The organism is Thalassobacterium sedimentorum (genome assembly GCF_031127905.1).
In the GTDB taxonomy this organism is placed as follows: Bacteria; Verrucomicrobiota; Verrucomicrobiia; order Opitutales; family Coraliomargaritaceae; genus Thalassobacterium; species Thalassobacterium sedimentorum.
In genome coordinates, this window is sequence record NZ_JARXIC010000008.1 from 133373 (window position 1) to 157834 (window position 24462).

Consider the following 24462-nt stretch of genomic DNA (forward strand, 5'->3'; position numbering starts at 1 on the left):
CTATATTCATTTGGCGATTACTTCCTTTAAACTGAGTAAATTACGCTCTTCTAAAATCGTATCCACCCGACATGGCAGCCCCGTCTCAAGCGAACGCTCCATCGCCTCCAAAATCGCAATAACATAAAGCCCATCACTTAAATTCGGGCTATGACGATCTCCTGTTTCTAGACACTGTGCAAAGTGCTCTAAATAATTTTGAAATTCGCCAGCATGATACCCGGAACCACCCCAACGAAAATAGAAACCACCATCATCCACATAAGTCTCACAAGTTGGTGCATGACCATCGATCATTGTAAAATAATCAAAGGTTGGATTCGTCGCAGTCGTCGTCGCAAAATCACCTCGCAAAGTGCAGCCCGCTACTGGAGCTGCTTTTGGATGCGCCCGAGGTGCCCCATAAATCCCTGAAGCCTGCCCCAAGACACCTTGCTCAGACTGAAGCACAAATTGGAAGCAATCCGCAAACTCAGATCCCAATTTACGACCAGCGTTACTAAGTTTAGAAAAACCACTCACTGTATCAATCGCTCCGAGGTACCAATAGACTAGGTCTACTGCATGCCCAAGTCCAGAATAGAGCCAGTTAACTTCCCCCTTTTTACCGCGGGCCCCAGCTGAACCTTTTCTCTTATCACCGTTATAACAAGCTTCGCATGAAATAAGGTCACCATGAACACCTTTTTCAAAATCCTCACGTTCCCGAAGAAAAGTCTGAAAAAAACGATAACTGTGTCCTACAAAAACCTGGCAACCTGAACGTTGCTGAGCAGCCAATAGCTCCGTTCCACGTGAGAGGTTATCGACTACGGGCTTGGTACACACAACGTGCTTCCCTGCCTCCAGTGCCATCATAATATGCTCTACATGAATATCGTCAGGGGTAAATACACCAATGACATCTACATCATCTCGGCTTAACATTTTAGTGTAATCAGTTGTCCTTTCACACTCGAGGTCAAACTCACGTTGACGAGCGACACAAAGTGCCTCGCTCAAATCACACACACAAGTCACGCACCAACGAGAGCTTCCTTGAGCCGCAGACAAAATACTACGCCCTTCGCCTAAACCTAGAACTCCCAGACGATGCTGAAATTCATTATCAAATGTGTGTGTATTGGGCATGATCGACTATGTAAAAGCTTGATTGTAACGTAATCACCCAACTAACACTCCTTAGATAATAACCAGCATATGTATTATCTTAACACACAATTATAAAGATAATCACTTTAGCGCCGAAAAAAAAGTCAGCTATTCACTAGCAATTACTCGAAAATCCTTATTTTCAAAGGACACACTCATTTTTCTTTGACCAATATCTCGCCCCTGATTGACCTCCTCCTGTTTCCAAGCATTGCGAAACTCCGAAGGAGTGGTTCTCTTAATGCGCCTAAATTGTCGATTAAAATTCGACAAATTATTAAAGCCGCTGTCGTAACAGATATTAGTCACGGAAGCATCAGTAAGTATCAATCGTGAACACGCATCTAAAATGCGGACTTCCGCAAGATGCTCCTGAAAAGTCTTACCTGTTTTTTGATGAAAGAAACGACTGAAAGAACTAGGTGCCATTGAGGCACACGATGCGACGGTCTCAAGGCTCAACGACTCCGTACTGTGATCATTAATAAATCGATGCACTCGAGCAAGACGATCTGCTTCATGACCATGTAGAGCAACTTGCTCCATAGACTTTAATGACTGCGTAAGCTCTAAATTCTCTGTAATTGTCACAAGAATATCCAGAACATGCAAGACTGAGCGTGCTTGTGAGCTAGCAAATAATTGCCGTATCTGACTGGAAACATGCTTACGTAGCTTTCCCATAAGTACCCTGGAGGCCTGCTCATTCAAAAGATTACGAATACGGCTTAACTCAGGAAGTAAAGTCGTATTCGTTCCCAGAAAGCTCGGTAATAAATGGAGAACCGTATAATGAGTCCAACTATCACTTGTACTGTCCCGAAGACGATTCGTAAAAGAATGTGGCACATTTGATGAAATCAAAAATACATCACCAGCTTGAAAACGCTCCAAATGACCATCAATCAGACAGATACCATGACTACTGTGTATAGCTATTAGCTCAATTTCCGGATGAAAATGATAGATACAATCAAATACTGGCAGTCGCGCTTCATGAACCTCATGGCAACAATTAATAGCTTTAGAACGCTTTTCATAGCGTGGAGCTGAAGGGGCAATAGAATGCATTTAAAATCTCAAACAAGGGGTAAAGAAAAAGCATTTTAAATATACAGCCTAAATAATCAGAAGGTCAACCGAGGATTGACGCTGAACTACAAGGGTTCAGCCACATAGGAGTCTTCAACAGAATTTTATAGGGCCAACAATTCGTAAACGAATATCCCGATGCTTGTTTTTATCATATCATTTCTGCCTGAATGTGCAGTACCCCCATGGAGAAGAGTTAAGCGAGAAAGTCTTAATGGAAAACAACGTTCATCTTTTAAATGCATATGCATCAAAAAGAGACGTCGAACATAATTAAATTATACCCGTTAGCGGATAATCGGAAGCGCTGCAGGCAGAATACCAATCACAATGGAAGCGACTGTCAGTGCGCCTAATAGAAAGCGATCACTTGATGTAGCTCCACAAGAAATATCTTTTACCACTGCTGTGGATGAAGAGGAAAAATAACACTCTCGTATCCACCCGAAATAATAGTAAATTGAAATCACCACACCAACGATGGCAATGATGAGTAAGCCATAGAGTTCCGCTTGAAAGGCAGCCACAAAAAGAAACAGTTTACCGATAAAGCCTCCCAGAGGAGGAATTCCTGCTAAAGAACCAAGACCGCATGCTAATACACCTCCAAGAAAAGGGCGTTTACGAGCAAAACTTTCGTAGTGGTCAAGCTCTTGATTTGCATCTTCTTCCCCAGCAGCAATCGACATCACTCCAAAAACAGCAAAGGATGCCAACAAATATGTCACCAAATAAAAAATTACTGCGTAGACTGCCCAATCTACTCCTCGCATCACGGCAATAACTCCAAGTAATAAATAACCTGCATGTGCAATGCCGGAAAGGCCCATCAAACGCTTCACATTGCGCTGTGCGACTGCAGCAATATTGCCAAATAGTATAGTCGCAGCTGCAATGACTGAAAGAACGGGCACTAGGAAATCTTGAAGTCCAAAGAAAGGACCACGTACCAATTCAATCAATACGATAAAACCCGCGGCCTTGGAAGCCACCGCCAAATATGCAGTAACTGGTGTCGGCGCTCCTTGATAGACGTCAGGCACCCAGATTTGGAAAGGAACAGCACCGATCTTAAAACATACACCCGCAATCACTAGCAAAGCACCAATCTTCACAATCATGTTATTCATATTAAGAATAACAAAGTTCATCAATTCTCCATAATTAAGCGAATCACGGCTAGCACCAAGTAGCTCTGGATTGCCTGCAATACCATAGAGCAGTACAATACCAAAAAGTAAAATACCCGAACTCAGCGCACCTAGAATTAGATACTTTAAACCTGCTTCAAGTGAAAATTGACTGGTGCGACTATAGGCAACCAATACGTAAAAAGCGACGGTCACGGTTTCCAAAGCAACAAATAGCATCACAAAATGTGTGCTTTGAACCAATAGCATCATGCCAGCTGAAATGATCAGTACTAAGGCATAAAACTCAGTCTGCGGCAAAGTCTGTTTAGACAAATAAATGTGGCCGAGGTAACAAACGGCAATCGAACTCACCAGAAAGAAGCCTCGCATAATTTGCGTCACATCTGTTTGCGTAATGAGTCCGCTAAAGTATTGAAACTCCCCGATACTGCAACGTCCAACAAAACCAAAGGCAATCATCAGAATCAGCACTTGCCCCCAAATCGCCAAACGTGGTACCCAAGCTTGCCTATTCTTGGGTAAAACCATCTCGGCAGCTAACAAGCAAAGCGCCAATACGCCCATCATAATCTCAGGCAAAATGGCGGCCCATTGATTTGTTGCGGTATAACCGCTCAAAAATTCTATAAGAAGTTTGTTCATTAGTGTGTAAGCTCCTTGTGTGTATCCACGTCAGTAGATAGCACGGCCGAATGGATGACTGGCAAATGGCTTTGTTGCTGTGGATACAGCTCCAGCAACTCTCTGTTAGCGTCGTCGGAAAAAACTCGTGGGAATATACCTGTCAAAACAAGCGCGGCAATGAGAATACCAGCAGACAATTTCTCGAAGGCTTGTAGATCAGTAATCTGATCACTCTGTAAACGCTCAACAAAGGCTGCCTTAGGCTGCCCAAAGAAGATATTTGCTACAGCACGTAAACCGTAAATCGCAGAAATAATAATCCCGGTAGCAGCGGGCACCACGATCCAACGAGTGAGTTCTGTTTCCGCTAATGCTGCAAAGATAGTAAACTCTCCCCAGAAATTCCCAAATCCAGGCAGTCCAATACTAGCCATGGAGCCAGCCACAAAAAAGGCAGCCAATACGGGTGCCTTAGTCGCGAGCCCGCCCATCTCCGATAAGTCGAAAGTTTGACTGCGATGGTAAATACAAGTCGAGAGCATGAAAAGCAGCGCGACTGAAAGACCATGTGCAACCATCAGAAGTAGTGCACCACCCGCACCTATGACAGAAAAACAAGCCAGTCCTAAAAAGGCATAGCCCATATGCATCACGGAGCTATAACCAAGCATCATCTTCAAATCCTTTTGAGCCAGAGTCACGAGCCCAATAAAAATAATATTCCCAAGTGCCAGCCAAACGATCCATGGAAACCAATGGTCAGCTCCAGCGGGCAGCAAAGGTGCCGCGATTTGCAATAAGCCATAGAGGCCAAATTTCTTCAGCACGCCTGCGTGCAGCATCGCTGCTCCAGTTGGTGCAACCGCATAGCCCTTGGGTGCCCAACTGTGAAAAGGAAACAACGAAACCAATATACCGAAACCGAATAGAAGTAAGGCAAAGATATTGTTTTGCACCGTGTCGGAAAGCGGCTGTGCACTTAAGTAGTTTCGTAATTCTATTAATGAAAAAGAATCGGCACCACTTTGCACATACAAGGCAATCAAACCAAGTAAGGAAAGAAGCGCTCCTAAAGTGAGATAAATCGTCATCTCGATCGCTGCTCCTCGCCGACCAACGCCCCCCCACATACCAATCATCAAAAAAGTAGGAATGAGTGCAAACTCGTGGAAGAAGTAGAAGAAAAACACATCAATCGAAGCAAAAGTCCCCATCAAACCACCCAACATAAAGAGTAATAGAGCAAGGTATAGATGTGGCCGTTCCGCCTTAGAATACATGGCATAAAGACCAGCGGCCAAACCGACAGTCCCAGCCAATAAAAAGAGCGGCATAGAAATCCCATTCAAGCCCAAGTGCAGATAAATGCCAATACTCTCCAAACCGGTTGGCAGACATAGTTCGAAATTATATGCACCAATTAAAGACGGATCGAAGCGACTATATAGCAACAGGCCGATAATAAGCGGCCAAGCAAAACCAAATACAGCGATCGCACGCATAGTAGTTGGACTAAAACGTGCACCTAAAAGCAACACCACACCCGCTAAGAGCGGGGCGATTATTGCAGTAAGCAAAAAGAGTGAATTCGTATCGAGGTTTCCCATATCTAACCTAAGAAAAATTGAATTTACAGAAGTCCCGAAGCGACCGCCCAAAGAAGAACCAGGCCAGCTAGGAACCAATAAACGTAGCTGTGAATGTTACCATCGTGAAGGGATCGAGAGCACATACCCACGAGTCCAACGATGCCAGCGCTACCGCGCACGAAGATACCTTTAACTATAAAGACATCAATAAAGCTGAGAAAAAGTGCAAAACGTTGCTGAATTTTGGCTACATAAAAACCATAAATCTCGTCAAACCAAAGTCTCGATTTAAGAAAATGGTATACTGGAGCCGCCTGCTGTTCGAGGCGGTCCTCTTTTGCCCCAGCCCGATAAAAGAATAGAGAAAGAACCAGCCCAAGCACCCAAGCTGCGGAGCCCAGAATCAGCACTCGATGGTGCATCGTGTCATAATCAGGCAAATGATGTAAGTGCTCAAGATTATCTCGAATCAAACCACCAAGTTGTTCTGGCCAGAATCCGATCCAACCACCAGCGACAGAGAGAACAGCCAAGACAATCAATGGTACCAACATTGTCAGCGGGCTCTCTTTAGCATGCGATGCTGCCTCCGACTTTGGTTGACCAAGGAAAGCAATCCAGAAAAGCCGCCCCATGTAGCCTGCAGTTAAAAAAGCCCCGAGAGTGAGCAAAATGAAGATTGGCGAATGCTGTAATCCAGCCGCAATAAGAATCGCATCCTTCGAGTAAAAACCAGCGAGCCCATACACACCACAAAGAGCTAGTGTACCAAGCAGGAAGGTAATCGCGGTGATTGGCATTTTCTTGAGCAACCCGCCCATTTTGAAGATATCCTGCTCATGATGGCAGCCGTGAATAACAGAGCCTGCCGCAAGGAAAAGAAGTGCTTTAAAAAATGCGTGCGTAATCAGATGAAAGAGTGCCACACCAGGAAAACCTAGACCAAAAGCAGCTGACATGTACCCCAACTGCGAGAGTGTTGAATACGCAAGAATCTTCTTAATGTCATTCTGACCATATGCGCAGAAGCCGGCATAGACTGCCACGGTGGTACCAAGCCATGCGATGAAAGTGAGCACTTCGGACGGGAATAAAAATTGAATGCGAATTAGGAAGTAAACACCCGCGGCGACCATGGTAGCGGCGTGAATCAAAGCAGAAACTGGCGTAGGACCTGCCATCGCATCGGGTAACCAAACGTGAAGCGGAAACTGGGCTGACTTACCAATGAAGCCACACATCAATAAGGCAGCAATACATGCGCTAATCAGTTCGCGATTACCTGCGACGATGCCATGCATCTCGCTAAGGTTAGTGGTGCCGAAGTGCCAGTAGGCATAAACAATGCCGATAAGGAAGCCAAAGTCTCCCACTCGATTCACGATAAAGGCCTTCTTGGAAGCCGCTGCCGCTTCCTCTGTATTCAGATAGTGACCAATCAACATATAAGAACTGAAACCAACCAGTTCCCAGAACACAAAAATCATTATCAAGTTATCTGCTAGAACAATGCCGAGCATCGAGAACATGAAAATAGAAAGCCCACCAAAAAAACGAGCACGCGCATTATCTTCAGCCATATAACCGAGACTAAAGACATGGATCAGAAAGCCAACAAAGCCCACCATAGTGAGCATAGTGGCCGATACACCATTAAAGAGAAAGCCCATGGAGACTTCGAAATCGCCAAGTCTTAGCCAAGTCCAGGAAATGGATACATCCTCTCCAGCAGCGCCACGAATGGCGATCAGTGAAAAGACAAAAATACCAGCTGCAGCCAATACCGAAATGGTGGAAGCGACTGTACCCAAACGACGACAGAAAAATGCAATCAATGCTGCCGAAAGCAAGGGCGTGATAAGAACTGCGAGAAGAGATTGAGCGGCGGTCATATTTCTAGCGACTCAAGGCGGTGAGTTGATCAACCATTACTGTCTGACGCAGACGGAAAAGCGCGACAATAATAGCAAGGCCGAGGGCGACTTCAGCAGCCGCCACAGTGATAATAAAAAAGACGAACAGGTTACCGTCCATGGTACCGTTATAGCGAGAAAACGCGACTAGCGCGAGATTCACCGCGTTGAGCATGAGCTCTAAGGACATGTAAATGATCAGCGTATTCTTCCGAAGAATCACTCCGAGCAAGCCGATTGCAAACAGCAATCCGGCAACCAATATAAAAGCATTTAAACCTACGGTCATGAGAATTAGGAATTAGCAGAGTGTTTTTTAGAGACGACGATAACACCGATCATGCCAGCGAGCAGTAGGAAGCCCGTCACTTGGAACGGCAACATATACTTAGTAAATAAACTATAGCCAAACGATTTAGCCGATGTAGTGAAAGGTATGCCAATTCCCTCGCCAGTAGGATTTTCCATCACAGGCATCAAAGAAGTCTCTGGCAAGTGTTGGCCTCCGGCAAAAGCGGAACAGATCAAGACAACTAATAGCGCAAAACCGGCAATCGATGCACTCAGCGTCAATTTATCCTTAAGAATCTGGTTGGTCTCTTTATCCACATCCAACAACATGATAATAAAAAGAAAAAGCACCATAACCGCACCTGCATAAACGAGAACCTGAAGCACTGCGAGGAAGTATGCTTCAAGTAACACAAACAATGCGGCCGTGCCTACAAATGCCACGATCATGCACATAGCACTATTCACAGCATTCGGACTCACCACCATTAGCAGCGCCGAAGTCAGCGTAATTGCTGCAAAGACGTAAAAAAGTATGTCTATCATTTTAATTGATTAATGTGCGTTACCTGCGGCCTCGGCGGATTTCTTTTTATCCCACTTAAAGTGCTTATCCGGCAATGTGCCACCAAGCTCATAAAGCTTCTGTTTATTATTGATCATTTCCTCTCGGGAATAACCAGAGAGTGAGAAAATATCCTGAAGAAAAATTGCCTCTTCCGGGCAAACCTCTTGGCAGAGACCACAATAGATGCAACGGAGCATATTAATATCAAACTCCTGTGGCGCCTTCTCGACATGTGCACGCTCAGGCTCCGCATCCGTATCGATCGCCCCGGGCGTAATACGAATCGCCTTGGGGGGACAAACAAATTCGCACAACTGGCAAGAAACGCATTTTTCACGACCATTCGGATCTTTAACCAAAGTGGGAACGCCACGATAGTTATCAGGAATGGTTGGACGCTCCTCCGGGTACTGCAGTGTCACTCCCTTCTGCAACATACTGGTGAAGGTAGTCTTCAAGCCCGTAACAATCTGCGGCAAAAAGGTTTTCTCCGCAAAGGACAGCGGCTTACGTTCTAGAACTTTTGTCTTAGCCATTAGATTTAGCGGGTGAGTGTATCGTAAAGTGCGATGATAATGGTATTCAGCACCAAGTTACCAACAGCAAGTGGAAGTAGAATTTTCCAACCAAGCGACATCACTTGGTCGTAACGGAAACGCGGCAAGGTCCAACGCATCCATATAAAGAAAAAGATCATAAAGAACACCTTGGCCATGAACCAAGCAACTGATAGCACGCTCCCGAAGATGCCATCTCCCCAAGGATCCGCGACCCATGGCAGAAAATTCCAACCACCGAGAAAGAGTAATACAAATATGCCCGATCCCATAATAATGTGGGCATATTCAGCCACAAAGAAAAGGCCGAACTTAAAACAGCCATACTCAGTATGGAAGCCGCCGACGAGGTCTGTTTCCGATTCTGCCATATCAAAGGGCAAGCGATTGGTTTCCGCAAAAAGCGCAACCAGGAATAGCAACGCAGAGAGTGGTTGCCACAGAATCGTCCATGCAGCCTGCTGTGATTGCACCACGCCAAACAGGCTCATTCCATAACGACTTCCTTCAACAAATAACCCTTCTGAATCGTAATAACCTGGACTGGCCGCCCACATAAAGACCGGCAGCAGCGCCAAGCCCATTGCGAGCTCATAAGAAATCATTTGAGCGGAAGCGCGCACACCTCCGAGAAAGGGGTATTTACTATTCGATGACCAACCAGCCAGTACAATGCCATAGACTCCAAGCGAGGAGATTCCCAGTATGATCAACATTCCTAAATCAACATTAGCCAAGACCAGGGGCTGCGTAATGCCATCGGCATCAACATAACGTCCAAATGGTAAAACAACCATAGTCGTCAATGCAGGCGCAAGTGCGATAATAGGTGCCAAGTAATAATAGCCTTTATTGACATGCCCAGGAACAATTTCTTCTTTAAAAAGAAATTTAAGACCATCTGCAACAGGCTGAAATAGTCCGAGCCCAGTCATAACATTACCTAAAATCGGAATGTGCCCAACTAAGGGCACGCGAGTACGATTCGGCCCCACACGACCTTGAATCCAACTGGACACTTTGCGCTCAGCAAGCACTGAGTAACTGCAAAGGCCCATAAAGACAGAGATCATAAGGACTGCATATACAATCGGCATGATGTAAGGCAGAGATGCGTCTAAGAATTCCATATCAGAAACTGGTTCAATAGCTTAAGCCTCCGTCGCAATAGTGGCGGACGTTTCAGCGGGTGCCGCGGACGTTTCTTTAAACGCAACGGGATCAAATTTAAGATTTTTACTTTCCACAAAATTAAGATCGAGAAAAGCAGATGCGTCCAAAGCGACTCCCTCTTCAGGCAGTGCACTCCAGCGTATTGCAGCATCAAATTGTGCGATTCTCGAGACCATACGTTCCCAGACATCATCTATACTTAGAGGCGCCACTTTTTCCTGAGCCAGAGGTGCTGCGATTCTTTCAAGCACATGAAAGTCTGATAATACGCCACGCGGCCCAGGCACGGCAGTTTTAAAACGTTGTACACGGAAACTCTGATTGATAAATGTACCATCCTTTTCGTAGACCATCAGCGATGGAATCACCACATTCGCAACTTCACTGGTTTCATTGGCGTGCGTCCCCACATAAATCACCTTAACTTTAGCTAGCATCTCTTTATGGATGCCCAGTTTGGTTAAATCTTCGTTCACTACAAAGATAGTCTTCACAGCACCCGAATTAATATCACGGGCAAGAGCTTCAAGCTTAGCCTCACGCTCGGGTAGCTGATGAATTAAGCCTGTCACTAATGCCCCCCGTAAATTAGGCGTCCGGTCTTCTGACAATAGCAAGCCATCACCTTCAGCATAATGGCTGACTAGGGAAACTGTCGCACCACTACGTTGTGCAATGCTCTGATAAAAGAACTGTTCTTCAACTGAACTATGCGCAGAGGCCACGAGTGCCACTTCCCTAGCTTGCAAAAGCTCCACTGCCGCAGCTGCGACTTCATCAACTGTCTTGTGTACCCCTTCAATTGTATATTGAGTCAAACGATCATCCGACTCGATGGCTTTATACAGCACACGGCCGGAATCCGTCATCCATGTATCATTCACAGCGTCATTACGGCGCGGCGTGATACGATAAATTTTGCCCTCACGACTCCAGATCTCAGTATTGGCTCCCACGCTACTTTCAGTGCAGATACTATGCGTGCGTTTCAGGAACCAAACCCGCATTTTAAAGCGGAAATCAGTGCTAGTCAGTGCGCCCACGGGACAAATATCCACTGTGTTTAGTGAATAGTTGTGTGAGAGCTCTTTCCCGGGAAAACAAGTGAGCGTCGAGTAAGTACCACGATCGACGAAGCCGAGTACATCGTCGCCAGCCACTTCTTTGCTAAAACGAATGCAGCGCGAACAAAGGATGCAACGCTCGTCATCGAGTGTGACACGTGGCCCCAGCGTCGTGCGCTTGGGCTTCACATTCTTCTTTTCAATAAAGCGACTATAACCACGGCCATGCTCTGCGGAGAACTCCTGCAAGCGACACTCTCCTGCTTGGTCGCAAATTGGGCAGTCCAAGGGATGATTGATCAATAAAAATTCCGTCACTCCATTACGCGACTCCTTGACCATTTCAGAATTAGTGCGGATATGCATGCCCGGCGAGGCATTGGTAGCACAACCAATCGTCGGCTTCGGCATCCAACCGATCTTTTGCACTCCGTTCTCATCCAGAATCGGTTCGCCAGTGCCACGATCACGCATCGGCATGCCCATTTCAACCATGCACATGCGACAGTTACCTGCCACAGAGAGTTTCGGATGGTAGCAATAGTGTGGCACTTCCTTGCCCTTGCCGACCATCTTCACGGCCTCTATGATGTTAATCCCCTTGGGGACTTCGACATCCTGCCCATCAATATTAATGGTGATGTTTTCGACGATGCTCTGAATGTTCATGGTCTAAATTAAAGTAGTCTCCTTCGCGACTTCTTGGCCTTCCTTACGACGGGCTGCTTGCTCTTTGGCTTTCTCGACGAATTCGTCTTTAAATTTCGCGATAAAACTTTGGACCGGCCATGAAGCCGCCTCACCGAAGGCACAGATGGTGCGACCGGCAATCTGATCAGCAATGGATTTGAGCAGGTCGGCATCTTCTTCGCGAGCCTCCCCGTCGACCATACGCTGTGTAACTTTACGCATCCAAGGCACCCCTTCACGACACGGAGTGCACTGCCCACAGCTCTCGTGAGCGTAGAAATAGTTAATATTCGCCAGGGCCTCCACCATATCAGTGGTATCGTCCATGACGATTACCCCCCCCGATCCAGACATCGAACCGACAGCCATCAAACTATCAAAGTCCATCGGAATATCTTCAATGCCCCAATCAAATTCAGTGCCATCTTTCAGCTTACCTGTGAAACGCTCATCCGCCCGTAAAATCTTAGCGGACGAACCACCAGGAATGACAGCCTTAAGCTTGCGTCCGGGCTTAAGGCCACCGCATACATCGTATATCAGTTGCCCCAGCGTCACATCCGAGCAGGCAAACTCATAGTAGCCGGGCTTCTGCACGTGCCCGGATACGCACCAAATACGAGTGCCGGTATTGCCAGGTGTGCCGATCTTCGCAAAGCCTTCGCCGCCCATCTCGATGATGTGCTTCACGTCACAAAGTGTTTCCACATTATTGACGATGGTCGGGCACTGATACGCACCCAGTGCCGCAGGAAAATATGGTGGCTTAATGCGTGGATTAGCTCGGAAACCTTCTAAAGACTCAATCAAACCAGTTTCTTCGCCGCAAATGTAAGCCCCAGCTCCACGGTGCACAATGATATCACAGGAATAGCCCGAGCCAAGAATGTTATCTCCCAGAAAATTCTTCTCACGCGCTTCTTCGATCGCACGCTCCAGAATTTTGTAACCTTGGAAAAACTCACCACGAATATAGATGAATGCCAGCTTCGCTTGAATCGCAAAGGCAGCACACATCATGCCTTCGATCAACTGGTGGGGGTCCTGATGAATGATCTGACGATCTTTAAAGGTACCAGGTTCTGATTCGTCAGCATTACAGACAAGGTAAATGGGCTTGCCCGATTTACGGTCGAGAAATTTCCACTTCATCCCCGCGGGGAAACCGGCACCACCACGGCCACGTACGCCAGAAGTGAGCACCTCCGCGCAGATATCTTCCGGCTTCATCGTCACAGCTTTCTTAAGCTGCTCGTAGCCGCCGTTTTTCACATAACAATCGATATCGTTGGTATAGCCTTCTTCGTCGATATGTTTGAAAATTAATCTGGTTTCTTGAGGTGCCATTTTTAAAATTAAAAAATTATAAGTATGAAGGGGAGTTAGAGGCCTTTGGGAAACTCCCCGTTCTTCATTTTAGTCGCCATCTCAGCGGCTTTTTCCGGATCGATGTCAGTGTATTCATCTTCCCCAACCATCACTACTGGTCCCTTGCCACAATCTGCGTGACATTCGACGAATTCAAGCGTCACTTTACCGTCTTCACTCGTATGGCCGACCTTACAACCGAACTCCTTTTCAAAGCTTTTGCAGGTTTGATATGCACCCGCCAGCGCACAGGGCAACGTACGACATACGCGCACGTGATATTCTCCAGTAGGCTCGGTACGTAGCATGGGGTAAAAGGTGACGATTTCGATAATGTTAATCGGCTGCAGTCCCAGACGCTCGGCGATCCACTCCATCGCCTCCTGTGAAAGGTAGCCCTGATCCTCTTGCACCAAATGGCACAGCGGCAGCGCTGCACTACGCACAGTCGGATAGCGTGGCACAAGCTTGTCGATCTTTTCGATTGTTTCTGGTTTTAAATTCATTTGCCTGGATAGAGATCAGATTTGTCCTATTTTTTACTCCTAATTTTTAATTCCCAATCTATCTATCACACTCCCCCATCACGAAGTCGAGCGAACCAAGTATCACCGTAATATCAGTCATATAATGACCGGGAATCATCTTTTCGAGAATACTCAGATTACAGAAAGATGGACCACGAATCTTCAAACGGTAAGGCACACCTCCCCCCTTGGAAACGATAAAAAAGCCTAGGGCTCCCTTAGGGTTTTCTGCCTCAAAATAAACTTCACCCGCAGGAATCTGTGGTCCTTCGGTCACAATCATGAAGTTCTGAATCAGTTCCTCCATGCTAGTCAGCACTTTGGCCTTCTGTGGTGCAAAAATCTTTTTAGCATCTTCCGCATAATAACTGCCTTCTGGAAATTGGTCAATGCACTGGCGAATGATGCTCACACTTTGACGAACTTCCTCGGCACGCATCAGGTAACGATCGTAGCAATCTCCAGCGGTACCCACTGGCACTTCAAAATCAAATTTTTCATACCCAAGATAAGGTTTATCTTTACGCAAATCAAGGTCGACCCCACAGGCACGCAGATTAGGACCAGTCAGACCATAGGTAATCGCATCTTCCTTGGAAATTGCACCGACACCCACCGTACGATCCATAAAGATACGATTACGTGTTAGCAACTTATCCACTTGATCCAACACAGGTAGAACCCCCTTACAAAATTCAAGCACACGCCCCAACCATCCATCAGGAATATCGCGTGCCACCCCACCGATACGAGTATAACTAGTCGTGAAGCGCGCACCAGTCAGCTCTTCAAAGAGCGTATATAGCTTTTCTCGCTCCGTAAAAGTATACATGAAAACCGTCCACGCTCCAGCGTCCATACCATAGACTCCGATTCCTAACAAGTGCGACGAAATACGCGCCAGCTCACAGCATAAAACCCGAATAGCCTGACAACGGTCAGGTACTTCGAGGGCGGCGAGTTTCTCTACCGCCATGGCGTAAGCCACATTATTGGCCAGCGGTGCAAGATAGTCCAATCGGTCTGTATAGGGCACAAACTGATTATACGTCATATTCTCGGCGATTTTTTCATCGCCTCGATGCAAGTAACCCAACACGGGGTCGCAGCTCTTGACGATGTCACCATCCAGTTCCATCTTCAAGCGTAACACACCATGTGTGGTGGGATGTGAAGGTCCCACGTTTAACGCCATCGTCTCTCCTTGCAGCGTAGGCTCGGCCCCGTGACTGCGTGCCCCGAGATCGCCGATCGAAATTTCTTTTGTGGTCGTTGCCATGTCTAAAGATTACTCTACTGGTTTCTCCTGTTGCTCATTCCAACTTTCATCGCGAGCACGGGGCTCAGTCTGACTCATAGGACCATCCGCCGATGAAACGAAGGGGCCCCCAGCCATTGGCGCAGGCAGCACCTTGGCATTGGTCGCCTCAGCCACATCATCCGCAGGAAGAGGTGTTTCGATACCAGCCAGAGGAAAATCCTTACGCAATGGATGATACGGATAATCATCCCACATCAGAATACGTCGTAGATCCGGATGCCCCTCATAATGAATTCCCATCAAATCGAATGTCTCGCGCTCATGCCAATTTGCAGCAGCAAATACACCACTGAGCGACGGTAAGCTAGGATGTATGCTATCCACACAATTCACGGCGATCCGAAGATACTCGTGTTTAGTCGTCGATAACAGGTGATAAATGCCAGTAAAACGTGGACTTTGTGCATCCCAATCCACTGCAGTAACATCCAGCAAAAGATCGTATCCCAGCTCATCGCGCAAGGCAGTGCAAAACCCGACCAGATGATCGGCGGGACAATTCACCGCCAAATGATCGGCAGATTCACGCTCAGTCAAATAGTCAAAACGCTCCTTCAATTGAGCAAATTCGCTCTCGGCCATGATTTAGCTTTCCTTTCCAGCTCCTGCCAGTTTCGCGTCTGCGGTTTTGGCATTTCGTTCGGTCAAGTTCTTGACCGAGCGCTCCCGGCCAATCTTGTCCTGCAATTTAATCATCGCATCCAGCAGCGCCTCCGGACGCGGAGGGCAACCACTGATGTAGACATCGACGGGAATGATACGATCCACCCCTTGTAAAGTGGCATAAGAGCGATACATCCCGCCGGTACTAGCACAGGCACCCATGGCAACGACCCATTTAGGCTCGGCCATCTGCTCATATATACGTCGCACCACCTCTGCCATTTTGTAAGTCACCGTGCCCGCGACAATCATACAATCCGCTTGACGTGGCGAAAACCGCATCACTTCCATGCCGAAACGAGAGATGTCGAAGCGTGAACCACCTGCAGCCATCAATTCAATCGCACAGCATGCGAGACCCATCGGCATCGGCCACACCGAATGCTTGCGAATCCAATTAATCACAGCATCCGCTTGAGTGACAATGACTTCACCCTCCACTTTGCTATCGTAGGCTACGTTTGTTTTTTGCATGTTGATTTCAGCGTCAAATCGGACTCTATCCTCAAAGCTCAGGGAACTTAGTTGGCACCCAATCCCATGCAAGCTACAATTTAGATTTATGACAGGACACTATTTATATAGTTAAAAAATAACCCCAATAATCTCGTAAAAAATAGTTGGACTTGAGCACGGAACATGCCTAATTTGAAGGCTGTATCATGAATTGAAGTCTTTAAGAACTTCTTCTACCCCCTATCAACAACATCAGTTTATTATTATGAAAACTAAATCCACCCCCCGTTCAGGTTTCACCCTGATTGAGCTCCTCACTGTTATCGCGATTATCGGTATTTTGGCCGCTATCCTTATTCCTGCCGTTGGTAAGGTTCGGGAAGTCGCCAATAAGTCGAAATCATCTTCAAATATGCGTTCAATCGCAGTCTCCTACGCGACCTATTCAACATCTGGTGGTCGTGTTCGCACACTGACGAAAGCAAAAATGGATGCAGACACAGACATTACTTTGGATAATGTCGCTGGAGTCGCTCAATTTCTTGCGAAAAACTCGGACCTGACCGACGCCTCGATTTGGATCATCGAATCTGACCCAGCTGTTGCAGATTATTCCGCTACACTGCCTGCCATTGTCGGCTATCGCGATAGTGACAATGCATTCCAAACTGCAACTGAGTGGGTACAAGCAGTCCCCGTTGGTTACGACTTCGCAATTGGCGTCAGCGGCAACGCACCGACTTCAACCACGCCTCTAATTTGGACACGCGGACTCACCACTTCTGGCACTTGGGGACAATACACACCTTGGGGCTTGGGCGGCCATATCGCATACCTTGACGGTCACGTATCCTTTTATACTGAACTAGGCACTGAAGACGGTCAGCTGGTAGATCCAGATGATGGCTCTTTAACAGTCAACATTCAAGAGATCCACGACTCTGAAGACATCATGTTAGCACCCGAATACACCGGGAATTCATCCCAATAATAAGGCCTAACAAACGATTAATCTAATAAGCCCCAACCTCACTAAGAGGTTGGGGCTTTTCTTTTTATAAATGTATGACTTTGGCATTGTTGAAAGCAGCTGAGGCACTTTACTAGAGACTTAACATGTCTGATCCCATTTACATCTTTGGTCATAAGAACCCTGACGCTGACGCCATTTGCTCCGCCCTCGCCTACGAGGCCTACAAACATGCGATCGGGCAGACTGAATATGTGGCCGCACGTTGTGGCAATTCCAACGCTAGAATCGACGCCATTTTAGAGCGCTTCGAAACCGCACTACCACGCTTCATCGGTGATGTCACACCACGCGTGGGCAACATAATGCAAAACGAAGCGCTCACAGTTACGCGGCAGAGTACCTGCGCTGAAGCCTTGGAGCTCATCGACAAATATGACGTGCGCGCCCTTCCCGTGGTGGATCAAAACGGGCAAATCGAAGGCTTGGTATCCATTTTCCAATTAGGCGAATTCTTTATTCCGAAGCCACGGGAGCCTCGCGCAATGCGTCGCGTGCACACAAGCGTCCAGTCAATCATCGACTCACTAAACGCCAAAGTGCTACATGCCGACCATCAAGACGAGCTCGAAGAGCTTTATGTGCGCATTGGCGCCATGGACATTCGATCCTTCGGCAGTCACCATAAGGAACATGGTCTCCCCTCCGATCGAAGCATTATCATCGTTGGCGATCGTTGGGACATTCAAGAACGCTGCTTACAACTCGGCGTGCGCCTACTCGTCATTACCGGCGCACTGGAAGTGGATGAAGATGTCATCGCTCGTGCAAAAGAGCGCAACGTCTCACTCATCGTCAGCCCTTACGATTCGGCAACCACCTCTTGGATTATTCGCACCGCGACTCATATCGATGGCTTAATTGACCCCGAAGTCAGTTGCTTTAGTGCGGAAGATCGGATTTCCTCGGTTAAGCGTCGTATCGCCAATAACAACGATCCCCTCTATCTCGTCGTCAACGACAACAAACAACTTATCGGCGTCTTCTCTAAAAGTGACATTCTGCGCCCAAGTCATACTCGGATCGCCCTGGTAGACCACAACGAGTTGGGGCAAGCGGTCAATGGAGCCGCAGAGGTACAAATCACTGAAATATTAGACCATCACCGGCTTGGCAATATACCAACTGACCAACCTATACTATTTATTAATCGCCCAGTAGGATCTACCTGTTCAATCGTCGCCGATCTCTTTCGGGCACAATCGCTCACCCCCGAACCCAATATAGCAGGCATTTTAATGGCTGGCATCATCTCAGACACCTTACTCTTAAACAGCCCGACCACAACTCCATTGGAGAGTGAGTTACTTGAATGGCTTTCCCCAATCGCTGGTATCGAGCCTAAAGCTTTAGCCGATCTAATCTTTACTGCTGGATCCGTCGTTATCAATAGTGAGCCAGCTCAAGTCATCAGCTCCGACTGTAAAATATACGATGAGGGTGAACTCCGCTTCTCAGTATCACAAATTGAAGAACTGGGCTTCGATAACTTCTGGAAGAACGAAGAAGCACTGGATCAAGCGCTGGAAGCTTACCGGGCTAAAGAAGAACTCTACTTTAGTTTCCTACTGGTCACCGACATCAATTCACAGGACTCACTATTAGTTGTCGCAGGTAATGATGAACTCAAAAGCTCCATTAACTACCCGCAACGAGGCCATAGTAATATCTACGAACTATCCGGCATCGTCAGCCGCAAGAAACAATTAATTCCCTACATTTCCTCACTATTAAAAACAATGGGAGTTCTGTAACTCTGCCATAAACGACTCAGCTCCCGCATAATAAGGAGAGAACCCCATCTGCGGATGAAAGCTTCGAAGCGGAAACGGTGAATCTCCAACAAAGGTCCATTGCAGATCAACTGCCCGACAGAGTGCATAGGCAGCCGCAATATCCCATACTTTAACGCGACAATCAATCACACCAGTTAAGTATCCAGTGGCAACATACGCAGCCGTTAAGGCGCCACTCCCGATACAGCGGACTCGGAATTTTGCCAGCAAAGGAGCGAGCTTCTGCAGCTGTTCACTTGGCATCGGGAAATGTAAACCCACCATCGCCTGGGCATCGGCCACAGTCGCATTACGATCGACCTTTTTCTGATTACGCAATAATCCACGATCAGGTCCACCTTCAAGTAAATCTCGACTACTGTGATCATAGATAAAACCATAGACTGGTATTCCATCTAATAATAGCGCCAGTGATATCGCACAAAAAGAACAGCCTAAGGCATAATTATTTGTGCCATCAATCGGATCCACAACCCAGGCAAAACGAGCCTCAAGTGCCAAGGTCTCATCCAGTGGGCTCGCCTCTTCACTGCAATAATCGTCCCGAGGAAAATCACGTCGCAGCTCTGCAAACAGCTTCTCTGAAATCGCAAAGTCGGCAAAGGTCACCCGTGTATCATCTTCTTTCCACTCTGATCGAACGTCGCCAAACTGCCTCTCGAAAAAAGCAATCTGATTACGTACCGCAACACGCCCCGCATTAATACGATGACGCAACTGACTATCAAGGTGTGCTTTAGCCTGGCGATTCATTAATGAGAATGTCCCGCATGGTCATGCGGCTCAGGCACATCAAATGCCGGTGCTTTCCTAGGCGCTTCCAAAACTGGCTCTACTACAGCCTGAAAACGCTCCCAGAAAGGAATCTCCAACGTATTCTCAAGCTCGCGAATACGCTCCAATATAATTCCTTTTTGTGCATAAGGCACATTTGGCAGCTCACGGTGTAAATCTTTAAGATATGTGTAAGCCTCTGCATTCTTACCTTGTTTGCGCAACAATTCGGCATAAATTCGAGCTGCATAGTATGGAGCATCCGCTTGCTTGGATGCCTGAAGAAACCACTTGGCTGCATTCGCATCATCTTTCAAACGATTGAGATAAATCTGACCTTTTTCCAAATAAAGCTTTGCTCGGTCTGGATGAAACTCAAGCGCTTCATCCAGCAAATCAAAGGCTTGATGGGATTGCTCCAAGTCAATAGCCCGCTGTCGCGCTTCCGGCACCTCGCTGTAGCCCCCTTCTTCCCGAATTCGCCAATTCGGCACATCATAAGCAATCATGCGACTACCGTTTATCCAAAAAAACTCGGGACGGGGATCCAAGGTTGTCACCAAACGAACCATTGCATCCATCTTTACACGATCGCGCCGCTCCCATATAGTATTTGTTCGGATCCAAAGAAAATCAGCCAAAATAGCTCGAAAGCCTCCCAACACACCGACCACGAGACCTTGTCCCAAGGCACCTTCAATGGCCTCCAAGTTCATCTCAGGCTGCCCGGACTTAACGACCCGCCAAGCAGGGCCTTCAAGCGGTCGTGTCAATAGACCCAGTAAGGACAATATCAACAAAACAAACAAAATACGCCTGAGCCGAAGTGTAAGAGGATGTTGGAGTAAACTCATCTCTAGATTTCCCGACGACGAAAATTAACTTGAGCAAGTAACAGAAAAGCCACCGTATAAATCACACCATAGCCTACAAGTTGCAGCACAGTACTAAGCGGTAAGGCTTGATCCACATCAAATACGAGTTGATCCCCAATATTAAATAGTTGGAAATTGGGAAAAATCAAACCAAGCCCCAAGACAAGAAAACGCTCCCAGCCAGCCTCCATTCCAGAGTAGGCATCACGTGCAATGTACTGAAGCTGACAAATGATCAGTAAGAAAAAAGAAACAATAATAGTATATAAATTGGTATTGGAAAAGCTTGCGACAAAAAGCGTCATAGCTGCCAGAATACCGAATTTCATCCACTGTAAGAAACCAAATAGAAATACATCTCCATAACGAACCAAGGGGCCATCTAAAATCACTTCATCACCTAGCCGAGCAACCAGTGCGGTATCCCGCCAATATAAAATCGCACTCAAAACTAAGGTAATAACAAAAGTAAAACTCAGCATTAGCAAATGAGCGCCCAAAAACTTACCAGCAAGGAATTCCAGCTTATACACCGGCTTAGCCAACATCGTTAGTGCAGTACGGTTCTCCATCTCATAAAAGAAGAGCTGGGTAGTCGCGGTGATCGACAAGATGGAACCAAAAAAGAAAAGCGCACCGAAACCAAAATCTGTAATAAACTTCAATTCTCCGGTACCAAAATCAAATTGCTGAAAGAAAGTCGAACTTCCCACCAGAGCAATCGATATAATCAAAAGTGAATTAAAGAATTTTTGCCGCACCGCTTCGAGAAAAGTCGTGCCCGCAATCAAACGTATACGTGTAAATGAATCTAAGATGCTCATACCTAATTGCTCCCTTCACTATCATTATTCGCTGCGTGTTCGCTCTCACGCTGATGCACTTCTTTCAAAAAATAGGCATCTAAACTCAAACGCGGCTTTTCAACACGAGCCAGACGCGCTCCCTGAGCTTCAATTGCAGCTTGAACCGCTGCTCGTCCTTCGGCGCTCAAGCCCTCGACCACCAGCGATTCCGCATCTTTCTCTTCAACCAAATCAGCGACTCGACCTTCACGCACAAGTTTGCCCCGGTGCAAGATTGCAACACGATCACACAGTCCCTCGATTTGTGCCAACAAATGCGATGAAAGCAGCACAGTTTTTCCACGACGCTTAAGCTCACGCACGATATCAGCAATTGCTGCTGAGCCGAGAGGGTCCACACCAGCGGTGGGTTCATCCAGCATCACCAATTGTGGATCATGCACTAAAGACTGCGCCAAGCCGATACGCTGCAACATACCTTTGGAATATGTAGCAACACGCCGATCCGCAGCTTCGGTCATACCAACGAGTTCGATCACTGAGTCGACGGCATCGCCAATCTGCGCTCGCGGCACCATACAAATACGCGCGTAATAACGCACCAGCTCACGGCCAGTTAAATAGCGATAAAAATAAGGTGCCTCCGGCAAAAAACCAACACTTCGACGCGCATCAACTTGCTTACTTGGTTTACCATAGATTTCGCACGTCCCCGTGGAAGCCTCGAGTAAGCCAAGGATAATTTTAATGGTCGTGCTCTTGCCCGACCCGTTGGGCCCAAGTAGTCCAAAAATTTCGTTATCGCCGACTTCCAAGCACAAATTGTCCACGGCGCGAAGCTTCACGCCTCGAATACCGACCGAGAAGTCTTTGGTTAAATTCTGAATACGAATTGCGGGGTTGTTCATATACTAAAGGAGGGTTGAAAAGTAGTGTGGTACACAGGCTAAACATTCTGGATTATGTACTACGCAAGGCTGTGCAAGCGAAGACACTATAATTTATTGTTCGATTCGAAAATTTTGACAAGCACGCGGTCCCCGATCAGTCTTAATTTCTGCTCCACGGATATAATTTTGTAATTCAGACGCTACTTCAGCCTGAAAGGCAAGCACCTCCGACTGCTCTCCCTCAGCATAAAGATGCACTCGACCATCAACCAAATTACGCACATTTCCGGTAACATCAAAGCCCTTGGCCACTGACACTGTCTGATAGCGAAAACCGACACCTTGCACATGGCCTTCAAACCAGCAATTCATTTGAAAAACATGATTATTCATAAGTTAACTAAAGGTTAATAGATTCTACCTGGATGCAAGTGCATTAGGCCTTGTCTCATAGGTTTTTAAGCGCAGAGATAAGAACTGACACATGACAAACGCCTCCTCAGATTCCACAGCCCCGACGCTGATCGACATCATTTTGCCACTGGAGCAGTCCGAAGACACAAGTGCACAAAAAACTGCAGTCGCGGCTAAATTGGGATGCGAAGTACAGCAAGTCGTGGATTTACGACTACGCAAGCATTCAATCGACGCCCGCCAAAGAACCATAAAGGTGCAGCTACGCTTCGAAGTCGGCCTCGGTAAGCTGCTACCGCCTGAGCCAGAATTAGCCCCTCACTATCAACCAGTTCCAGCCAATGCATCCAAAGTGATTATCGTCGGATGTGGCCCCGCTGGACTCTTCGCCGCCCTACGCTGTCTTGAACTGGGTCTCTACCCGATTATTCTTGAGCGCGGCAAAGACGCCTCGACACGCCGTTTCGACCTAGGGCCAATTCTGAAAGAAGGCCGTGTCATCGAAGACTCGAATTACTGCTTTGGCGAAGGCGGAGCGGGCACCTTTTCCGACGGCAAGCTCTATACCCGTGCGACCAAACGTGGACCTGTGCGCACGATTTACGAAACACTGGTCGCTCACGGCGCACCGGAACGCATCTTAATCGACGCGCACCCACACATTGGATCCAACCTCTTACCTAAAGTGGTCATGGCAATGCGGGAATCAATACGTAACGCAGGTGGCGAAGTACATTTTGGCGCCAAAGTAGACTCTTTTCTAATACATAAGCAAAGTATTGTCGGCGTACGCACCACTGATGGCCGTGAATTCCTAAGCCAACAAGTCATTCTCGCCTCCGGACACTCGGCACGTGATATTTATGCTCAGCTATACGCGCAAAACATCCGATTGGAGCAAAAACCTTTCGCTGTAGGCGTGCGGATTGAGCACCCACAAGCACTCATCGATAGTCTGCAATATCACACAGCCCGCGGCAAAGCCCGTCCGGATTTACTCCCCGCGGCCAGTTACCGCCTCGCAACGAAAATTGACAACCGAGGCGTACACTCATTTTGCATGTGTCCCGGCGGTTTCATAGTGCCAGCTGCAACTGAAAATGACGAAGTGGTCGTAAACGGCATGAGTCTCGCGCGTCGCGACTCTCCCTTCGCAAACAGTGGCATGGTTGTCACCGTCGAGCCGGAAGACACCGCTGCTCAACGACCCGAACACGGCGTGCTCGCTGGCATTGCTTTTCAAAAATCGCTCGAACAGGCCGCCAAACAATTTGGCGGCGGCGGCCAAATTGCCCCCGGACAACGCGTGACTGATTTTCTAAAAGGCGCCAATTCCACCAACCTGCCTGAAACCAGCTACTTTCCAGGCATCACCCCCGCACGCATCGATCAAATTCTTCCCGAATGGATCACCCTTCGCATGCGTCGTGGACTCGATATTTTCGGCAAGCAAATGCGTGGCTACATAACGGACGAATGTAACCTAATCGGATTTGAAACCCGCACCAGTTCACCAGTGCGTATTCCCCGCGATGCCGCAAGCCTACAACACCCCGAAGTCACCGGCCTGTATCCATGTGGTGAGGGTGCAGGATTTGCCGGCGGAATCGTCAGCGCCGCACTGGACGGAATTCGCTGTGCGGAAGCCGTCGCGACAAATATCACGACTCCATAA

The 24462-nt window shown here is 47.4% G+C and carries 23 protein-coding genes; 3 read left to right on the forward strand and 20 right to left on the reverse strand.

Features of this window, described 5'->3' with window-relative positions:
* Nucleotides 1-6 precede the first annotated feature (6 nt).
* The 15 genes from QEH59_RS06750 to nuoB all read right to left on the reverse strand — a co-directional run bounded on the left by QEH59_RS06750 (nt 7) and on the right by nuoB (nt 16220).
* Nucleotides 7-1131 (reverse strand): Gfo/Idh/MocA family protein, encoded by a 1125-nt coding sequence (locus tag QEH59_RS06750; RefSeq protein WP_308984601.1) that lies wholly within the window; start codon nt 1129-1131, stop codon nt 7-9.
* A gap of 129 nt (nt 1132-1260) precedes the next feature.
* Nucleotides 1261-2223: an AraC family transcriptional regulator gene (locus tag QEH59_RS06755; protein WP_308984602.1), complete on the reverse strand. Its 963-nt coding sequence runs from the start codon at nt 2221-2223 to the stop codon at nt 1261-1263.
* Nucleotides 2224-2531: 308 nt separating this feature from the next.
* Nucleotides 2532-4040, reverse strand: a complete 1509-nt coding sequence (locus QEH59_RS06760; protein ID WP_308984603.1) for an NADH-quinone oxidoreductase subunit N — start codon at nt 4038-4040, stop codon at nt 2532-2534.
* On the reverse strand, nt 4040-5599 hold the full coding sequence (locus QEH59_RS06765; RefSeq protein WP_308984604.1) for a complex I subunit 4 family protein: 1560 nt from the start codon (nt 5597-5599) through the stop codon (nt 4040-4042). Before QEH59_RS06765 ends, QEH59_RS06760 begins: the two co-directional genes overlap by 1 nt.
* 53 nt (nt 5600-5652) lie before the next feature.
* Nucleotides 5653-7503: an NADH-quinone oxidoreductase subunit L gene (gene nuoL, locus QEH59_RS06770; RefSeq protein WP_308984605.1), complete on the reverse strand. Its 1851-nt coding sequence runs from the start codon at nt 7501-7503 to the stop codon at nt 5653-5655.
* Nucleotides 7504-7507: 4 nt separating this feature from the next.
* On the reverse strand, nt 7508-7813 hold the full coding sequence (gene nuoK / locus QEH59_RS06775; RefSeq protein ID WP_308984606.1) for an NADH-quinone oxidoreductase subunit NuoK: 306 nt from the start codon (nt 7811-7813) through the stop codon (nt 7508-7510).
* Between the two features lie 5 nt (nt 7814-7818).
* On the reverse strand, nt 7819-8361 hold the full coding sequence (locus QEH59_RS06780; RefSeq protein WP_308984607.1) for an NADH-quinone oxidoreductase subunit J: 543 nt from the start codon (nt 8359-8361) through the stop codon (nt 7819-7821).
* 9 nt (nt 8362-8370) lie between these two features.
* Nucleotides 8371-8919, reverse strand: coding sequence for a NuoI/complex I 23 kDa subunit family protein (locus QEH59_RS06785; protein WP_308984608.1), 549 nt, complete (start codon nt 8917-8919; stop codon nt 8371-8373).
* Nucleotides 8920-8924: 5 nt separating this feature from the next.
* Nucleotides 8925-10070, reverse strand: coding sequence for a complex I subunit 1/NuoH family protein (locus QEH59_RS06790; RefSeq protein WP_308984609.1), 1146 nt, complete (start codon nt 10068-10070; stop codon nt 8925-8927).
* A gap of 21 nt (nt 10071-10091) precedes the next feature.
* Nucleotides 10092-11846 (reverse strand): NADH-quinone oxidoreductase subunit G, encoded by a 1755-nt coding sequence (locus QEH59_RS06795; protein WP_308984610.1) that lies wholly within the window; start codon nt 11844-11846, stop codon nt 10092-10094.
* 3 nt (nt 11847-11849) lie between these two features.
* Entirely contained in the window at nt 11850-13214 is a 1365-nt protein-coding gene (gene nuoF / locus QEH59_RS06800; RefSeq protein WP_308984611.1) for an NADH-quinone oxidoreductase subunit NuoF, read from the reverse strand.
* 35 nt (nt 13215-13249) lie between these two features.
* Nucleotides 13250-13741: an NADH-quinone oxidoreductase subunit NuoE family protein gene (locus QEH59_RS06805; RefSeq protein ID WP_308984612.1), complete on the reverse strand. Its 492-nt coding sequence runs from the start codon at nt 13739-13741 to the stop codon at nt 13250-13252.
* 58 nt (nt 13742-13799) lie between these two features.
* On the reverse strand, nt 13800-15041 hold the full coding sequence (gene nuoD / locus QEH59_RS06810; protein WP_308984613.1) for an NADH dehydrogenase (quinone) subunit D: 1242 nt from the start codon (nt 15039-15041) through the stop codon (nt 13800-13802).
* Between the two features lie 9 nt (nt 15042-15050).
* Nucleotides 15051-15665: an NADH-quinone oxidoreductase subunit C gene (locus QEH59_RS06815; RefSeq protein ID WP_308984614.1), complete on the reverse strand. Its 615-nt coding sequence runs from the start codon at nt 15663-15665 to the stop codon at nt 15051-15053.
* A 3-nt stretch (nt 15666-15668) separates the two neighbouring features.
* Nucleotides 15669-16220, reverse strand: coding sequence for an NADH-quinone oxidoreductase subunit NuoB (gene nuoB, locus QEH59_RS06820; protein WP_308984615.1), 552 nt, complete (start codon nt 16218-16220; stop codon nt 15669-15671).
* Nucleotides 16221-16467: 247 nt separating this feature from the next.
* Here nuoB and QEH59_RS06825 point away from each other — a divergent pair, with 247 nt between their 5' ends.
* Both QEH59_RS06825 and QEH59_RS06830 read left to right on the forward strand, forming a co-directional pair.
* Nucleotides 16468-17193 carry a prepilin-type N-terminal cleavage/methylation domain-containing protein gene (locus QEH59_RS06825; protein ID WP_308984616.1) on the forward strand — a complete coding sequence of 242 codons (726 nt, stop codon included), beginning with the start codon at nt 16468-16470 and terminating at the stop codon, nt 17191-17193.
* Nucleotides 17194-17318: 125 nt separating this feature from the next.
* Nucleotides 17319-18986 carry a putative manganese-dependent inorganic diphosphatase gene (locus tag QEH59_RS06830; protein ID WP_308984617.1) on the forward strand — a complete coding sequence of 556 codons (1668 nt, stop codon included), beginning with the start codon at nt 17319-17321 and terminating at the stop codon, nt 18984-18986.
* On the opposite strand, the gene QEH59_RS06835 is transcribed toward QEH59_RS06830, so the two are convergent.
* The 5 genes from QEH59_RS06835 to QEH59_RS06855 all read right to left on the reverse strand — a co-directional run bounded on the left by QEH59_RS06835 (nt 18963) and on the right by QEH59_RS06855 (nt 22766).
* A complete protein-coding gene (locus QEH59_RS06835; RefSeq protein ID WP_308984618.1) occupies nt 18963-19781 on the reverse strand; it encodes an inositol monophosphatase family protein in 819 nt (272 codons plus the stop codon). The two genes, QEH59_RS06830 and QEH59_RS06835, sit on opposite strands and share 24 nt — an antisense overlap.
* Nucleotides 19781-20575: a tetratricopeptide repeat protein gene (locus QEH59_RS06840; protein ID WP_308984619.1), complete on the reverse strand. Its 795-nt coding sequence runs from the start codon at nt 20573-20575 to the stop codon at nt 19781-19783. Before QEH59_RS06840 ends, QEH59_RS06835 begins: the two co-directional genes overlap by 1 nt.
* Before the next feature lie 83 nt (nt 20576-20658).
* Complete coding sequence (locus QEH59_RS06845; RefSeq protein WP_308984620.1) at nt 20659-21501, reverse strand: ABC transporter permease; 843 nt, start codon at nt 21499-21501, stop codon at nt 20659-20661.
* A 2-nt stretch (nt 21502-21503) separates the two neighbouring features.
* A complete protein-coding gene (locus QEH59_RS06850; RefSeq protein WP_308984621.1) occupies nt 21504-22391 on the reverse strand; it encodes an ABC transporter ATP-binding protein in 888 nt (295 codons plus the stop codon).
* Nucleotides 22392-22484: 93 nt separating this feature from the next.
* Entirely contained in the window at nt 22485-22766 is a 282-nt protein-coding gene (locus tag QEH59_RS06855) for an acylphosphatase (protein ID WP_308984622.1), read from the reverse strand.
* A gap of 91 nt (nt 22767-22857) precedes the next feature.
* Here QEH59_RS06855 and QEH59_RS06860 point away from each other — a divergent pair, with 91 nt between their 5' ends.
* Nucleotides 22858-24462 carry an NAD(P)/FAD-dependent oxidoreductase gene (locus QEH59_RS06860; protein ID WP_308984623.1) on the forward strand — a complete coding sequence of 535 codons (1605 nt, stop codon included), beginning with the start codon at nt 22858-22860 and terminating at the stop codon, nt 24460-24462.

What these genes read in the sequence shown, in the direction of transcription:
- nuoF (WP_308984611.1), bottom strand. Translation starts at nt 13,214, where the DNA reads ATGGCACCTCAAGAAACCAGATTAATTTTCAAACATATCGACGAAGAA.
- QEH59_RS06790 (WP_308984609.1), bottom strand. Translation starts at nt 10,070, where the DNA reads ATGGAATTCTTAGACGCATCTCTGCCTTACATCATGCCGATTGTATAT.
- QEH59_RS06845 (WP_308984620.1), bottom strand. Translation starts at nt 21,501, where the DNA reads ATGAGCATCTTAGATTCATTTACACGTATACGTTTGATTGCGGGCACG.
- QEH59_RS06785 (WP_308984608.1), bottom strand. Translation starts at nt 8,919, where the DNA reads ATGGCTAAGACAAAAGTTCTAGAACGTAAGCCGCTGTCCTTTGCGGAG.
- QEH59_RS06850 (WP_308984621.1), bottom strand. Translation starts at nt 22,391, where the DNA reads ATGAACAACCCCGCAATTCGTATTCAGAATTTAACCAAAGACTTCTCG.
- QEH59_RS06780 (WP_308984607.1), bottom strand. Translation starts at nt 8,361, where the DNA reads ATGATAGACATACTTTTTTACGTCTTTGCAGCAATTACGCTGACTTCG.
- nuoD (WP_308984613.1), bottom strand. Translation starts at nt 15,041, where the DNA reads ATGGCAACGACCACAAAAGAAATTTCGATCGGCGATCTCGGGGCACGC.
- nuoL (WP_308984605.1), bottom strand. Translation starts at nt 7,503, where the DNA reads ATGACCGCCGCTCAATCTCTTCTCGCAGTTCTTATCACGCCCTTGCTT.
- QEH59_RS06830 (WP_308984617.1), top strand. Translation starts at nt 17,319, where the DNA reads ATGTCTGATCCCATTTACATCTTTGGTCATAAGAACCCTGACGCTGAC.
- QEH59_RS06750 (WP_308984601.1), bottom strand. Translation starts at nt 1,131, where the DNA reads ATGCCCAATACACACACATTTGATAATGAATTTCAGCATCGTCTGGGA.
- QEH59_RS06835 (WP_308984618.1), bottom strand. Translation starts at nt 19,781, where the DNA reads ATGAATCGCCAGGCTAAAGCACACCTTGATAGTCAGTTGCGTCATCGT.
- QEH59_RS06795 (WP_308984610.1), bottom strand. Translation starts at nt 11,846, where the DNA reads ATGAACATTCAGAGCATCGTCGAAAACATCACCATTAATATTGATGGG.
- QEH59_RS06815 (WP_308984614.1), bottom strand. Translation starts at nt 15,665, where the DNA reads ATGGCCGAGAGCGAATTTGCTCAATTGAAGGAGCGTTTTGACTATTTG.
- QEH59_RS06860 (WP_308984623.1), top strand. Translation starts at nt 22,858, where the DNA reads ATGACAAACGCCTCCTCAGATTCCACAGCCCCGACGCTGATCGACATC.
- QEH59_RS06805 (WP_308984612.1), bottom strand. Translation starts at nt 13,741, where the DNA reads ATGAATTTAAAACCAGAAACAATCGAAAAGATCGACAAGCTTGTGCCA.
- nuoK (WP_308984606.1), bottom strand. Translation starts at nt 7,813, where the DNA reads ATGACCGTAGGTTTAAATGCTTTTATATTGGTTGCCGGATTGCTGTTT.
- QEH59_RS06825 (WP_308984616.1), top strand. Translation starts at nt 16,468, where the DNA reads ATGAAAACTAAATCCACCCCCCGTTCAGGTTTCACCCTGATTGAGCTC.
- QEH59_RS06760 (WP_308984603.1), bottom strand. Translation starts at nt 4,040, where the DNA reads ATGAACAAACTTCTTATAGAATTTTTGAGCGGTTATACCGCAACAAAT.
- nuoB (WP_308984615.1), bottom strand. Translation starts at nt 16,220, where the DNA reads ATGCAAAAAACAAACGTAGCCTACGATAGCAAAGTGGAGGGTGAAGTC.
- QEH59_RS06755 (WP_308984602.1), bottom strand. Translation starts at nt 2,223, where the DNA reads ATGCATTCTATTGCCCCTTCAGCTCCACGCTATGAAAAGCGTTCTAAA.
- QEH59_RS06855 (WP_308984622.1), bottom strand. Translation starts at nt 22,766, where the DNA reads ATGAATAATCATGTTTTTCAAATGAATTGCTGGTTTGAAGGCCATGTG.